Raw genomic sequence first — 12,055 nt, forward strand, 5'->3', positions numbered from 1 at the left:
TCTTCAGGAGAATAGAGGCTTCTGAGAGGCGTTAATTTAAATGACACAGTTCCCGTTACACTCCCTAGTTATGAAAAAGGAGTTTGAAACTATCCTTGCCATATACTCTAATGGCAATCAAATGGATAGACAAGGTTTTGAGAAATGTTACAAGTTGTTCTTTTTTGGTTTAACTGAATTTGAGAAGTCGTATCCTCATGACACTAGTTTCATCGAAGTTCTCTATAATGCTAGGAGAAATCATGAGCAGCCGTCGAAACAATCAATTACTACTAACAAGGCTAGAAAGGAGTTTTCACAAACCGCACAGCTCTATTTTAATTACAAGCCCTATTCCGGGCATGAGCAAAGGCTCGGCCATTACTTTCGCCATCTGTTTTTAACAGTGAAAACAATTGCCAATAGTGAGTTAATTCCCTCTTATGAACAAAAAATGAAGTTTCTAAAAATATTAAGAGCACAGCTTTCCAATCATGAACAAGTCCTATTATTTTACAACTGGCTGGGTGGATTTGGAAATAATTGGGAAAATGATAAAAATTCGTTTTTCGCCGAATATGGTATGATTCACAATCTACCTCACAATACCTTATTTCATGACAAGTACATTACCGACAATATTAACCATTTAAGAAACACAAAAGTAAATTATAGAAAGGGTAATATGTTTGAAATAGATCGAGGCAACGCATATCTGAACTAATTGATGCAGTATACAATTTGCGGGAAAGCCTTTTAAAAAGGGAGTAAGCCCTAAATTTCGGATTTTACAACATTTGTTTATAAAAAATAATCCTTTTTAATTTAAAGAATTCAGTTTCATTAAAAGTATCTAATGAAGTTCGTAACTTCATGTGCCACTTCGCCCATACCAATACTGTCACTTTACCTTTTTGCTTCTTCTTTATCTTCTGTTTATAAGTTACTTTAATAACGCCTGCGGCGGGCCCTCCTAAGAATAGAGGATAGATTTTGGAGAAATAACGAAAAAATTTACATTGCTTCCATTATCTTATATACAAGCATACCTAGGTTTCTATTATCTTTTAATTAAAGGGAGATGTCGGTAACGCTCTGTTCTAACTACCTCCTATCTTATCTTTCCAAGGGCAGCTGTTATTTGATGTCGACTAGTTGAACGATCTTGTCAGCTGAATTTTCTATATTTAATTTTAATCACGGAAAATGCAACGAGGCGAGTTTTGGGCTTGCTATTCAACCAGTCACAAACTCATTCTTATAAATGATTGATATAAAATCTATTTTCGATATAGCTTTTTCTTGGGTTATTAATGAATCAAACTTATTTATTAAGACGCTAACGCTACCTGTGTTATATGTTGCTATAACAAAAGGTTGGAGATGGATTTACAAAAAAATCAAAGACGCGAATGAGAAAAGAAACCTACACCCATTTTATAGTTCGCAAACTATAAAATATGCTAAGCAAAATTACATCAGAACTAAATGCCAAAATATAGATCCCGCAAACGAGTTAAATTATAAAAGTACCTTTGCATTTAGTACGAAAGAGGATTTGTTGTCATTTTTCTTAAATAAGGTTTTTAAGATTAAAGATAACGAGACAAGATTCTATTTGATACTCGCAGATTCAGGGATGGGTAAGTCAACGTTTATGTTAAACCTTTTTTCAAGAGCTACATCGCTCATGAGTTGGTTTTCAATAAAAAGCAAAATTAAACTGTTTCCATTAGGCGAAAATCTTCCAGATCTTACTGCAAGAATACAACGAATCGAAAACCAGCATGATACAATTCTGCTCTTGGATGGGTTTGATGAAATCCCTACTGTCGACAACAATAATAATATAAAAGAGAAGTTTGATCATATCATTGATCTAGTTAAAAATTTCAAGACTGTGATTATAACATGCAGAACTCATTTTTTTTCTTCCGAATTAGATGAACCCTTCGAACTTAAAGTCAAGAAGTTCAATACAAATGGTAATGGATACCATCAGGTAAAAAAACTATACATATCTCCATTTGATGAAATTGACATAAGGAAATATATTAATAAGAGTTTCAGAATTTATCAGTTCCGTAGGAAGAAAACTGCATATGAAATAATACACAACACAGGCGATCTAATGGTTCGGCCGATGCTGCTTTCATATATAACTGATTTAACGGAGATTAATCGGCAAAAGCTAAGGAGCAACTTCGAAGTTTATGAGTCTCTTATCGATTCTTGGATGAACAGAGAATCCAATAAATATGAAGTTTCAAAAAGACATGAGTTTAAATATAATCTAGTATATTTTACATACTCCGTAGTTAGATATATACACTCTAACTATGAAACAAACGGCTTATATATACCTCTTGAAAAAGCTGTCAGCATAGCTGAATCCTTTCAGATAAACTTAGACGATATTGAAATTAAAAGTCGTTCATTATTGAATAGGAATTCTTTAGGCGATTACAAATTCTCACATAAATCGATTTTTGAGTTTTTCATTGCTTATCTTTCATATATGGGTAGAGATATTGATGGAGACATCTATAGTTTCCCATTCGATCTTTCACTATATGATGAGTCAAAAAACTTTATTGAAGAAATCATTAAATTCGACAAAACTGAGTTTCTACTTCCTGTAATTGACGAACGTAAGGACACTCAGAATTACAACAAAAAGCTTTTTGCGGAGATAATGAAAAGAAGAAATTTAGAAATTAACATTGAATGGCTTACTGAAAGGTCTTTCAAACTCAAGCGAATAAATACTTGATTTTTTACACATAACAATACAATTTTATTAATAATGCTTGCAGCTATCCCTAGTAAAACAAGGAAAAGTGATTTTTGCAAGAATTTGTCATTGTACCTCATTCATTAAGAGGGCCAACTTCCGAAGCACAAGCAATTAAAGCAATATCCAAAGTCTGGTAATACCCCTTAAAAAGAGAGATTATCTTATTTTTTGGATATTGCAAATTGTAGATAATTAAAGCTCTGGCATAAATTCCTTTAGTCGCTCGTCATTAACCTCTCCTAAGCCCCTCAAGTAATTGAGTGTTACCACCATGTTTGAGTGTTGAAGAAGTTCCTGAAGAATGTGCAGATCCTTTGTTTTTTTATAAACGTTTACCGCTGCTGTGTGTCTAAATGAATAGATTGTCTGGTCCTTCTGAATTAGCCCGATATTAAACATCTTTGCTTTTGCTCTAGACCACTGCGTGTTTAAGTAGCTAACATTATACGGCTCGACCGACCTACTCATCAAATTAGTATGTGGGTTGAGCCCTATATTTGCCAAATGTCTCAGTTCTGATTGGACATAAGGAGGAACATTAACAATCCTGATTTTTTTACTTTTGTTTTCGCTACCAGACAATTTGATTTTCGTACAATCATCGCTTATATGTCCGATACAAAGTAATCTGGATTCCTGATGTGGACGCAAGAAACATCCGTAGGCTAAAAGGCAACATAGGTGAAGGTTCGGGTAGTTAGGTTTCAAGAACTCTAATATTGATTGTAATTGCTCTTTGCTATATATTTTATGTAGAGATGCTTTTTGTTTCCTTCTTGAGGAAAGTTGTACCGGGTTTTCGGTTATCAGTTTCGTTCTTAAAAGCTCAGAGAATAACACGCTAAGTGTCCTACGTTTGTTCATGTAATGTGTTGCAGATGTGTTAAATTGATTTAGAAAGCGTTCAACTTCTCTTGGATTTAGCGCTGATGGACTGCCAGATAGTTGCTCAGCCGGAAGAAAGGACAAGAATTGCTGCAAGACTTTCGCTAAATCTCTTTTGTAAGTCAAGCTTAAATCCGAATTCATTTTTGTGGAGTGAATCAACTCCAATGCATTCTGCAAAGTTGGTTGATCTGTCTTAGGTGAACTCTGTAAAGGACTCCAACCCGAATCCAAAGCCTTGGTAATTTCAAATGCGAGCTTACGGAACTGCTTCAGTCGATCATTATATGACTTGCAATTATTAGGATTGATCTCCAGATTGATCTTTTTACCATTATACTCTCTTTGTCTTTTACCATCGTAATAGTAAGTTACATAGCCCCTCTGAGAAAGGTCCATGATTAAAATAATTTTAGGTTCAGTAAACATAATTTGGCGCATATATTGGCGCATAATCTTCTTTACATCATAAAATCGGTGTTTAAACGATAGCTCAGTCGGTAGAGCAAAGGACTGAAAATCCTTGTGTCGCTGGTTCGATCCCAGCTCGCACCACGAAAAAGCTTCAGAGAAATCTGGAGCTTTTTTGCGTTATACGCGGAGAACATGCCGCATATTACAAACGCTTACAATGTAACACCAACGTTCGCCGCCTTCTGGGACAAAGAGCGTGTTGGTGCATTTGATCAGCTGGTGGCAGAGGAGCGTTTGAAGCCAAAGGAACTTCAGGTTGTTATTGAGAATTATCTGTATACGGAGCAGGAGCCACTAGGTGACGAGATTGTGAATATGCTTGAAGAAAAGCCTAAGATTCTGACAAGAAGAAATACGATAGATCGTGTACTGGAGAAGGTCAAGAAGTTTGTTAATACCTTCTTTGATGGGGTGAATAATAAGGCTGCTTAGGACAGAATTGATTTAATTATTATACCCTTTCGGGTCTTTAATAGCCATTTAAGTAGTATTTGTACCCTAACGGGTGCTATTTAGGTGTAATTTTGTATATTGTACCCCTAAGGGTATAGTTATGCGATCAATTATCGAATATATAAAGGAGTCCAGGAAGAAGAACGGTATGACGCAAGAAGATCTGGCCTTCAAAGCTGGGGTTGGCTTACGTTTCATTCGCGAATTGGAAAGAGGGAAACCAACTGTCCGCCTGGACAAGGTGAATGATGTGTTAAATCTATTCGGAAAAGAATTAGGTGTAACTGATAAACAGCGGGAAAATGATCAATAAAGCAAAAGTTTTGTATAGTGGTCAGCTGGCAGCATACCTCGAAAAAACAGATAATGGATACAGCTTTACGTATGATCAGACGTATTTGAAGAGCCAAAATCCCAAGCCTGTTAGTCAAACACTGCCGCTGAGTCCTTATGTACAGACCAGCCGCATTTTGTTCCCCTTCTTTGACGGTCTGATTCCAGAAGGATGGTTGCTTAACGTCGCAAGTAAGCACTGGAAAATTGACAGATCGGACCGCTTTGAACTGCTCATCACCTTATGCCGGGATACCATCGGTGCTGTAACAGTTGAACCAATTGAGGAGGAGGTTGTAAATGGCTAATTGTCTCTTTTGTTACCAGGAATTAGAACCAGCAAAAGCATACCATGCCAAATGTTGCAAGAAGTTCTTCGGGACAGAGATACTTCCCGACTTGGATATAAACCAGGCAATGCTGGATGAACTTGCCGAAGAGACAGTGAATAAACGTATCGCTGTAACAGGCGTCCAACCGAAGTTGTCTCTGGATCTAGAGCATAGTGCCGCCGGTCAGCGGCTCACCATTGTCGGTCTTTGGGGAAGATATATTCTAAAGCCTCAGAACACAGAACTGAAGGCAATGCCGGAAGTTGAAGACCTAACCATGCATCTGGCTGAGCTATTTAGAATCAACACCTGCCAGCATGCCCTCATACCAATGGGAGATGGAGCTCTTGCCTATATTGCAAAAAGATTTGACCGGGTCGGAAATACAAAAATCCACATGGAGGATTTCTGCCAACTCGGCGGATTTCAAACTGAGCAGAAGTACGACAGTTCCTATGAGCGATGTGGTAAACTGATCACCAAATATTGCAGCAATAGTGGGCTCGATTTGTTGACCTACTTTGAGGTTTTGGTTTTCTGTTTTCTTAGCGGCAACAGCGATATGCACATGAAAAACTTTTCCATCCTTTACCAGGGGGATGAGATTGTACTTTCTCCGGCTTACGACCTGATCAACAGTGCGCTCGTTTATCCAAAGGATAAGGATGACGTTGCGATGCTTTTAAGCGCAAAGAAGAGTAAAATCAAACTTATAGACTTTGAAAATCTTGCGAAATCTTTAGGTCTCTCAGAGAAAGTATTCCAGCGCGTGATAGGTAAATTCACAAGTGCGCAGGATAAGGTTTTTGAATTAATTGACCGCTCATTTCTTAGCAATGAATTTAAAGATTTATACAAGCAGATTTGGCGGGAACGCAGGGCGCGGTTAACTCTATAAACACGAATAGACTGTTAAAAGATAGATCACCATTTTAACGCAACTATTTTAAAGCTAGTTAGATTTGCGAATGTGCTAGCTGATCAGCTGATTCGATTTACGCAGCTGGCGCAATGCCCCAGTAGACCATAGTGCCCATAAGATCAGCACGGGCTGAAAAAATAGTCTTCCTAATCTTTTCCCATCAGTATCTAATCCAAAAGCGCTCTTGTGCCCGGTATACTGCGCAATGTTTCCTGGAAATACCAGCACGTAGAACACCGCCAGAAACAAACCTGTATTTACTCGTTGCTTTTTCCAGAAGATCAGGGTTAAACCCAGCGCGATTTCAACAAAGCCGGAGGATACCACCGTAAAGTCTTTGGGTAAGGGCAGGTAGTCTGGAACCTGCGCCTGAAATGCCTTCCGCTGGAAAGTCAGATGTCCGAGGCCGGCGAAGACCATGAATGTGCCAAGCAGGATTCTTGCTGCTTTCTGGAGTGTACTGGTTTGCTGCTGTTGCTGGATTTTCATGTTTGTTTTTTTAGTTTAACAAAGCTGACGAATGAATGTTTAAGGCGGTAAAGCCGGGTACTCGCAGATGTACTATCTTTGGCGCCAGATTTACAATTATGACTGCTCATCTAGATAATCCGATTTGGTCGGCCCTAACTTCAGACTGCAAACCGCTCGGTAACGGGACCCAGGTGGCCAAATGTTTTCTCCCGGATGTGGCACCATTCGGAGCAGTGCAGGAGGATACGTTTGAGAACTTCCAGGCGCTGTATGACCTTTGTGCTGCGGAACAAGTTGTGGTGCTGTTCTCACCAAAGGACCAGTTGGATCCTGCCCCATGGACGATGATCAATCAAGTGCCAGGCATTCAGATGGTGTTTGAAGGAGCTATTGTGCCGTCCGCGCTAGAAAACAGGACTGTACCCTTAAGGGAAAAGGACGTGCCGCAGATGCTGGCGCTGACGAGTCTTACACAGCCTGGCCCTTTCCTGCCGCGTACCATTGAATTCGGTGGGTACTATGGCATCTTCGAGGGGGAAATGCTTGTTGCAATGGGTGGTGAAAGGCTTCAGGGGGACTTGTCAACGGAAATCAGCGCAGTATGCACCCATCCTGATCATGCAGGTCGGGGATTTGCAAACGCAATTTTAACCCGTGTCATTGAGAACATCAAGCAGAAAGGCCGTTTGCCCTATCTGCATGTTCGTGCTGATAATACAAATGCGATAGCGCTTTATCTTAAGATGGGTTTTGTGCAGCGATCGGTCATGAACTTCTACATTCTTAAAAGGTAATCCGCACCTGGTGTAAAATGAACAGTTTCCACCTACTTGTAACTTGCAGGTGAAAACTGTCTTTTCATGCTAATTGGCTAGTGAAAAGCTGATTGGGATATTATACTTTACCCGCACCTGCTTGCCATTCTGCACGCCAGGTATCCAGTTTGGACTTGCTTTTAAAACGCGCACAGCTTCTTCATCTGTTCCGCTGCCAAGGCTTCTTAAAACCTTGATGTCTGTTAATGCGCCGTTCTTTTCCACGACAAAGGAGACGAAAACCTTTCCTTGAATGTTCTGCTCCGCAGCCATTAACGGGTATTTGATAGCGCTGTTCAGATACTTGTAGAACTTGTCCATCCCGCCCGGGAATACTGGCGCCACCTCCAGAATTGCAATGTCATATACCTGCGTATCGTCAACCACTGCTGTAGCGTCCTTTTTTGGCCCCTCACCGGCAGTTTCAACAATCACGATTTCCGCATCAGGAGAACCGGCAATAGTTTTCTGCCCCGGATCTGCGTTTTGAAGTTCTTTAATTTGCGGTGGTTCGACGTCTCTGACCATCGGATCTGGAAGCACTACAGGCGGTAAAAACTTCACCTGATCCTGCCTTGCAGCCGGCGGTTCATTAGCTGGTGGCGGCGGTGTTTCCGGATTTACAGCAGGGGGCGGCGCAACCACAACTTCTACCGGGTTGGTTGTTACCTCTACAGGTGTGGGTCCTTTGATTAAACTGATAATTCGTGGGCTGAGGAAGAGGAGAAGGAAGAATGTTCCGGCATAAAGCAGTGATTTGGAAGTGTTCGCATCACTTTCACGCCGCAGCGCATATGCTCCATAACTTTTGTTTTTCTGATCGAAGATCACGTCAAGCCACGCTGCTCTGTGCAACTTAATTTTGGAACCAAACATAACATTAAGGATTAGGTAAATAGATTTATTTTAAATTGAGGATGTCTCGTATGGCGCTTTTCCATAAAGAATCCACGAAAGAAAATAAACCAGTTAGCGGTCCTTAAAGTGAAGACATGCTGACGAAGCTCTTATCGGACTTCCCATCGTCATAGAAATACAGCACGAGGATTACAGGTGTAGGTGTATTTTGGTTCAGGCGGTCTGCTACATCGACACCCACCGCAGCTTGTTCAAGGCTTCTTAAAACTGCCTTTTGAAGGTTCCTGTTCTGGAACTTCTTCAGACTACTCACTTTGGTGATGGAAAGGTTGTTATTTACATCTACCTGGAAAACCGCAAACCGATTATTGTTCCTGTAGCCTTTAATCAGTTCTAGTCCTTGCGGCGATACATTCAGCCCTTCAGCATTTAGCTTTACGATCCGCTGCTTGTAAAAGAAATTCAGCACCTGCGCTTTCATCTTCATTTCTTTCTTAAAGTTGCGGTCGGCATTCGGATATTCCGGGTCCGTAATTCTCCTGGTGAGATCAACACTACCTGAACAATAATGAAAGCTGAGTTTACCCTGAAACTCGTCTGCAAACACGATCCAGGTTGAATTTACTTTGGGCAAAAAAGCACAGGAACTATTAAGATTGCTATGAATCTTTATGGTGGATAGCCTGGGACCTTTATACACGTCGAGAATCTGAATATCTGCATCATGGTATTCTTCGTTAGTCGCGTCCGGCCGGATATCGAGCAGTCGGACTTTGGCGACGAACCTGGCATTTTCAAAGTTCCTGGTGATGGTGGAAAAGGAACAGTCACACGCAAGCGCTGGGACTGAGAAAAGCATGAAAGCGGTGAGGAGGAGTGCGTTAATTTTAAACATACATTGAATGTAGAAAAAAGTGCAATCTATTGCAAATCTGATCTATAACTTCATCCCATATGCTTATTCTGGATAAGAATCATTCCGACCAACAACTCTCGGATTTGTTTGTTAATATTGCTGAACCAGCGCCCTATTTATACCTTACCGCACCTATGTCATATTTTGCCAAATCCATCCAAGACGTGCTCTCTGAATTGAATGTTGATCCTGCTAAAGGCCTTTCAACCGATGAACTTACGAAGCGGCAGCAGCAGTACGGGCCAAACAAACTGATTGGCAAAAAGCGTAAGAGCATCCTTCAATTGTTCGTCGCACAACTGCAGGACTGGTTGATTTACGTATTGTTTGTGGCCGTGGTTATTACCCTGTTTATGGGCGAATACGTCGATGCAGTCATCATTCTGATCGTAATCATCCTGAATGCGGTACTTGGTGTGGTGCAGGAGATTAAAGCAGGAAACGCCATTGAAGCCTTGCAGAAAATTGCCTCCCCAAAGGCGATTGTTAAACGAGATGGCAACATAAAAGAAGTGGATTCTGAGACGCTCGTCCCAGGAGATATTTTAGTGCTGGATACCGGCCGATTTATCGCTGCAGATATCCGGTTGATTGAATCGGCGAATCTGCAAGTGGAAGAATCTTCCCTGACCGGGGAATCTGTTCCCTCTAGCAAAGAGGCCGATGAAGTGCATGATGAAGATACCTCCCTGGGTGACCGGAACAATTCAGCCTTCATGTCTACCCTGGTCACGTATGGCCGTGGGATAGGGGTCGTTACTGCGACAAGCATGGAAACGGAAGTCGGCAAAATTGCCAACATCATCGGCAATGAGCAGGAATCTAAAACACCACTTGAAGAAAGGCTGGACAAGCTTGGGAAGACCCTGGGTTTGTTGGCGATTGGCATCTGTGTGTTCATCTTCATCGTGGCCTGGTTTCAAGGGCGCGAGTTGCTGGAGATGTTCCTAACGTCAGTTTCTCTGGCTGTAGCTTCAATCCCGGAGGGCCTTGCGGCCATCGTGGCTGTGGTGCTTTCCATCGGCGTCACCAGCATGTCTAAGCGCAATGCCATCATCAGGCAGTTGCCGGCAGTAGAAACCCTGGGCTCTGTGAACGTTATCTGCTCCGATAAAACGGGCACGCTCACGCAGAACAAAATGACCGTCACCAGAAGCTTTACCCTTGATGGAGAGCAGGAAATTTCCGGGGAGCAGGAGGGTACGCCCGACACGCAGCTGCTCGCAAAAGCTATGGTTCTCTGCTCAGACGCAACCTATGAAAATGAGGAAGGCACCGGAGACCCTACGGAAATCGCACTCCTCATATATGCCGATAACCTGAATGTAAGTCGGCAAGCCCTGGCCAAAGAAAACAAGCGGATTGGGGAATTTGCATTTGATTCCGACCGTAAGCTGATGTCGACCCTGATTGAGTCAGACGGAAACTTCCATGTTTATACAAAAGGAGCCATAGATAACCTGCTAGACAAATGTACCCACGTACTTGAACACGGAAAGGAAGAACCCATCACAGATGCACATAAAAAGACCTTCCTGAATGCAGCAGACCAGATGTCTGACCTTGCCCTGCGTACCCTGGGTGTCGCTTATAAACAGGTAAATGGCCCTTTGCCGGCGGATGAAATGGAACAGGATCTGGTGCTGATCGGCATGGTCGGCATGATCGATCCACCACGACCTGAAGTCATAGAATCTGTAAAGCGCGCGAAAGCGGCAGGCATCACCTGCGTCATGATCACTGGCGATCATAAGAATACCGCTTTCGCCATTGCACGTGAACTCGGCATTGCCGATGATATGAAACAAGCACTGACCAGTCAGGAATTAAATGCCATGGCTGAAGCAGATTTCATCGCCAACGTTGAACAATATCATGTCTTTGCAAGGGTATCGCCAGAGGATAAGGTGCGTATTGTGCGTGCGCTGAAATCCCATGGTAACATCGTATCAATGACCGGCGATGGCGTGAATGATGCCCCTTCACTCAATGCCGCTGATATTGGTGTCGCCATGGGCATCACCGGGACAGATGTTGCCAAAGGCGCGGCAGACATGATCCTTACGGATGATAACTTTTCTACCATTGTGGTCGCCATTGAACAAGGGCGTAACATCTACAACAACATCAAGAAGTCTGTGATCTTTCTCCTGACCTGTAACCTGGGTGAGGTTATCACGATGTTCGTAACACTCAGCATTGGCTGGGAAGTGCCACTCGTGGCCACGCAGCTGTTGTGGATTAACCTGATCACCGACTCGCTGCCAGCTGTGGCTTTGGGTATGGATCCCGGTGATCCGGATGTGATGAAGGAAAAGCCCCGTGGCAAAAACGAAAGCTTCTTCGCTGGTGGCAGTGGCTGGAACGTGCTTGTAGGTGGTTTGCTGATCGGGATGCTTACGGTAATTGCCTTTTGGTACGGCTATTACGAACATGGGGTAAGTCCTTTTGATCACAGCGTAGATGCCGCCGTTGTGGAATACGCAAGGACTATGGCCTTTATGGTGCTTGTAGCCAGCCAGCTTTTCTACTCCCTGGCCATTAGAAATCATGTGAAATCAATCTTCAGCATCGGGCTGTTCAGCAACAGGTACCTTGCCAGCGCGATTGTACTTGGTTTAGCATTGCAATTATTGGTGATTGGCATTCCTTTCATGCAGGATGCATTTGGATTACAGATGCTGGATCTCAAAGGTTGGGTGATGGTTATTGCACTCGGACTAGTGCCCTTGTTCTTAAGTGAGTTTCTGAAGATCTTCCGTAGGAAACATCAGCCAGCCTAGCACAAAAAAATAAGTCTATTTGCACCCAAACGCCACT

Annotated in this window: 12 protein-coding genes and 1 tRNA gene; 9 read left to right on the top strand and 4 right to left on the bottom strand. The window is 42.3% G+C overall.

What is annotated here, in order from left to right:
• Positions 1 to 70 precede the first annotated feature (70 nt).
• On the top strand, positions 71 to 703 hold the full coding sequence (locus IEW69_RS15940; RefSeq protein ID WP_188627880.1) for a putative phage abortive infection protein: 633 nt from the start codon (positions 71 to 73) through the stop codon (positions 701 to 703).
• 540 nt (positions 704 to 1,243) lie between these two features.
• Complete coding sequence (locus tag IEW69_RS15945; protein WP_188627881.1) at positions 1,244 to 2,752, top strand: NACHT domain-containing protein; 1,509 nt, start codon at positions 1,244 to 1,246, stop codon at positions 2,750 to 2,752.
• 216 nt (positions 2,753 to 2,968) lie between these two features.
• On the opposite strand, the gene IEW69_RS15950 is transcribed toward IEW69_RS15945, so the two are convergent.
• Entirely contained in the window at positions 2,969 to 4,090 is a 1,122-nt protein-coding gene (locus IEW69_RS15950; RefSeq protein ID WP_188627882.1) for a tyrosine-type recombinase/integrase, read from the bottom strand.
• Between the two features lie 57 nt (positions 4,091 to 4,147).
• Between IEW69_RS15950 and IEW69_RS15955 the strand changes: the two genes are divergently transcribed.
• From IEW69_RS15955 to IEW69_RS15975, 5 genes are all read left to right on the top strand, one after another.
• Positions 4,148 to 4,216: transfer RNA gene (locus IEW69_RS15955), tRNA-Phe, on the top strand.
• A gap of 51 nt (positions 4,217 to 4,267) precedes the next feature.
• Positions 4,268 to 4,567 (top strand): type I restriction endonuclease subunit R, EcoR124 family, encoded by a 300-nt coding sequence (locus tag IEW69_RS15960; RefSeq protein WP_188627883.1) that lies wholly within the window; start codon positions 4,268 to 4,270, stop codon positions 4,565 to 4,567.
• 121 nt (positions 4,568 to 4,688) lie between these two features.
• On the top strand, positions 4,689 to 4,901 hold the full coding sequence (locus IEW69_RS15965; protein ID WP_188627884.1) for a helix-turn-helix transcriptional regulator: 213 nt from the start codon (positions 4,689 to 4,691) through the stop codon (positions 4,899 to 4,901).
• The gene (locus tag IEW69_RS15970) at positions 4,891 to 5,229 is read left to right on the top strand and encodes a HipA N-terminal domain-containing protein (RefSeq protein ID WP_188627885.1); all 339 of its coding nucleotides are present in this window, start codon (positions 4,891 to 4,893) and stop codon (positions 5,227 to 5,229) included. Before IEW69_RS15965 ends, IEW69_RS15970 begins: the two co-directional genes overlap by 11 nt.
• Positions 5,222 to 6,151: a HipA domain-containing protein gene (locus IEW69_RS15975; RefSeq protein WP_188627886.1), complete on the top strand. Its 930-nt coding sequence runs from the start codon at positions 5,222 to 5,224 to the stop codon at positions 6,149 to 6,151. Before IEW69_RS15970 ends, IEW69_RS15975 begins: the two co-directional genes overlap by 8 nt.
• A gap of 75 nt (positions 6,152 to 6,226) precedes the next feature.
• On the opposite strand, the gene IEW69_RS15980 is transcribed toward IEW69_RS15975, so the two are convergent.
• Complete coding sequence (locus IEW69_RS15980; RefSeq protein ID WP_188627887.1) at positions 6,227 to 6,664, bottom strand: DoxX family protein; 438 nt, start codon at positions 6,662 to 6,664, stop codon at positions 6,227 to 6,229.
• Positions 6,665 to 6,762: 98 nt separating this feature from the next.
• Here IEW69_RS15980 and IEW69_RS15985 point away from each other — a divergent pair, with 98 nt between their 5' ends.
• The gene (locus IEW69_RS15985) at positions 6,763 to 7,440 is read left to right on the top strand and encodes a GNAT family N-acetyltransferase (RefSeq protein WP_188627888.1); all 678 of its coding nucleotides are present in this window, start codon (positions 6,763 to 6,765) and stop codon (positions 7,438 to 7,440) included.
• Positions 7,441 to 7,509: 69 nt separating this feature from the next.
• Here the strand turns inward: IEW69_RS15985 and IEW69_RS15990 are convergent, their stop codons facing one another.
• Positions 7,510 to 8,337, bottom strand: coding sequence for an energy transducer TonB (locus tag IEW69_RS15990; RefSeq protein WP_188627889.1), 828 nt, complete (start codon positions 8,335 to 8,337; stop codon positions 7,510 to 7,512).
• A 103-nt stretch (positions 8,338 to 8,440) separates the two neighbouring features.
• Positions 8,441 to 9,214, bottom strand: coding sequence for a hypothetical protein (locus IEW69_RS15995; protein ID WP_188627890.1), 774 nt, complete (start codon positions 9,212 to 9,214; stop codon positions 8,441 to 8,443).
• Positions 9,215 to 9,369: 155 nt separating this feature from the next.
• On the opposite strand from IEW69_RS15995, the gene IEW69_RS16000 reads away from it, so the two are divergent.
• Positions 9,370 to 12,018 (top strand): cation-translocating P-type ATPase, encoded by a 2,649-nt coding sequence (locus IEW69_RS16000; protein WP_188627891.1) that lies wholly within the window; start codon positions 9,370 to 9,372, stop codon positions 12,016 to 12,018.
• Positions 12,019 to 12,055 lie beyond the last annotated feature (37 nt).

The sequence above is a fragment of the Pedobacter quisquiliarum genome (assembly GCF_014642175.1).
In the GTDB taxonomy this organism is placed as follows: Bacteria; Bacteroidota; Bacteroidia; order Sphingobacteriales; family Sphingobacteriaceae; genus Pedobacter; species Pedobacter quisquiliarum.

What these genes read in the sequence shown, in the direction of transcription:
- IEW69_RS15940 (WP_188627880.1), top strand. Translation starts at nt 71, where the DNA reads ATGAAAAAGGAGTTTGAAACTATCCTTGCCATATACTCTAATGGCAAT.
- IEW69_RS15995 (WP_188627890.1), bottom strand. Translation starts at nt 9,214, where the DNA reads ATGTTTAAAATTAACGCACTCCTCCTCACCGCTTTCATGCTTTTCTCA.
- IEW69_RS15990 (WP_188627889.1), bottom strand. Translation starts at nt 8,337, where the DNA reads ATGTTTGGTTCCAAAATTAAGTTGCACAGAGCAGCGTGGCTTGACGTG.
- IEW69_RS16000 (WP_188627891.1), top strand. Translation starts at nt 9,370, where the DNA reads ATGTCATATTTTGCCAAATCCATCCAAGACGTGCTCTCTGAATTGAAT.
- IEW69_RS15965 (WP_188627884.1), top strand. Translation starts at nt 4,689, where the DNA reads ATGCGATCAATTATCGAATATATAAAGGAGTCCAGGAAGAAGAACGGT.
- IEW69_RS15945 (WP_188627881.1), top strand. Translation starts at nt 1,244, where the DNA reads ATGATTGATATAAAATCTATTTTCGATATAGCTTTTTCTTGGGTTATT.
- IEW69_RS15985 (WP_188627888.1), top strand. Translation starts at nt 6,763, where the DNA reads ATGACTGCTCATCTAGATAATCCGATTTGGTCGGCCCTAACTTCAGAC.
- IEW69_RS15960 (WP_188627883.1), top strand. Translation starts at nt 4,268, where the DNA reads ATGCCGCATATTACAAACGCTTACAATGTAACACCAACGTTCGCCGCC.
- IEW69_RS15950 (WP_188627882.1), bottom strand. Translation starts at nt 4,090, where the DNA reads ATGTTTACTGAACCTAAAATTATTTTAATCATGGACCTTTCTCAGAGG.
- IEW69_RS15975 (WP_188627886.1), top strand. Translation starts at nt 5,222, where the DNA reads ATGGCTAATTGTCTCTTTTGTTACCAGGAATTAGAACCAGCAAAAGCA.
- IEW69_RS15980 (WP_188627887.1), bottom strand. Translation starts at nt 6,664, where the DNA reads ATGAAAATCCAGCAACAGCAGCAAACCAGTACACTCCAGAAAGCAGCA.
- IEW69_RS15970 (WP_188627885.1), top strand. Translation starts at nt 4,891, where the DNA reads ATGATCAATAAAGCAAAAGTTTTGTATAGTGGTCAGCTGGCAGCATAC.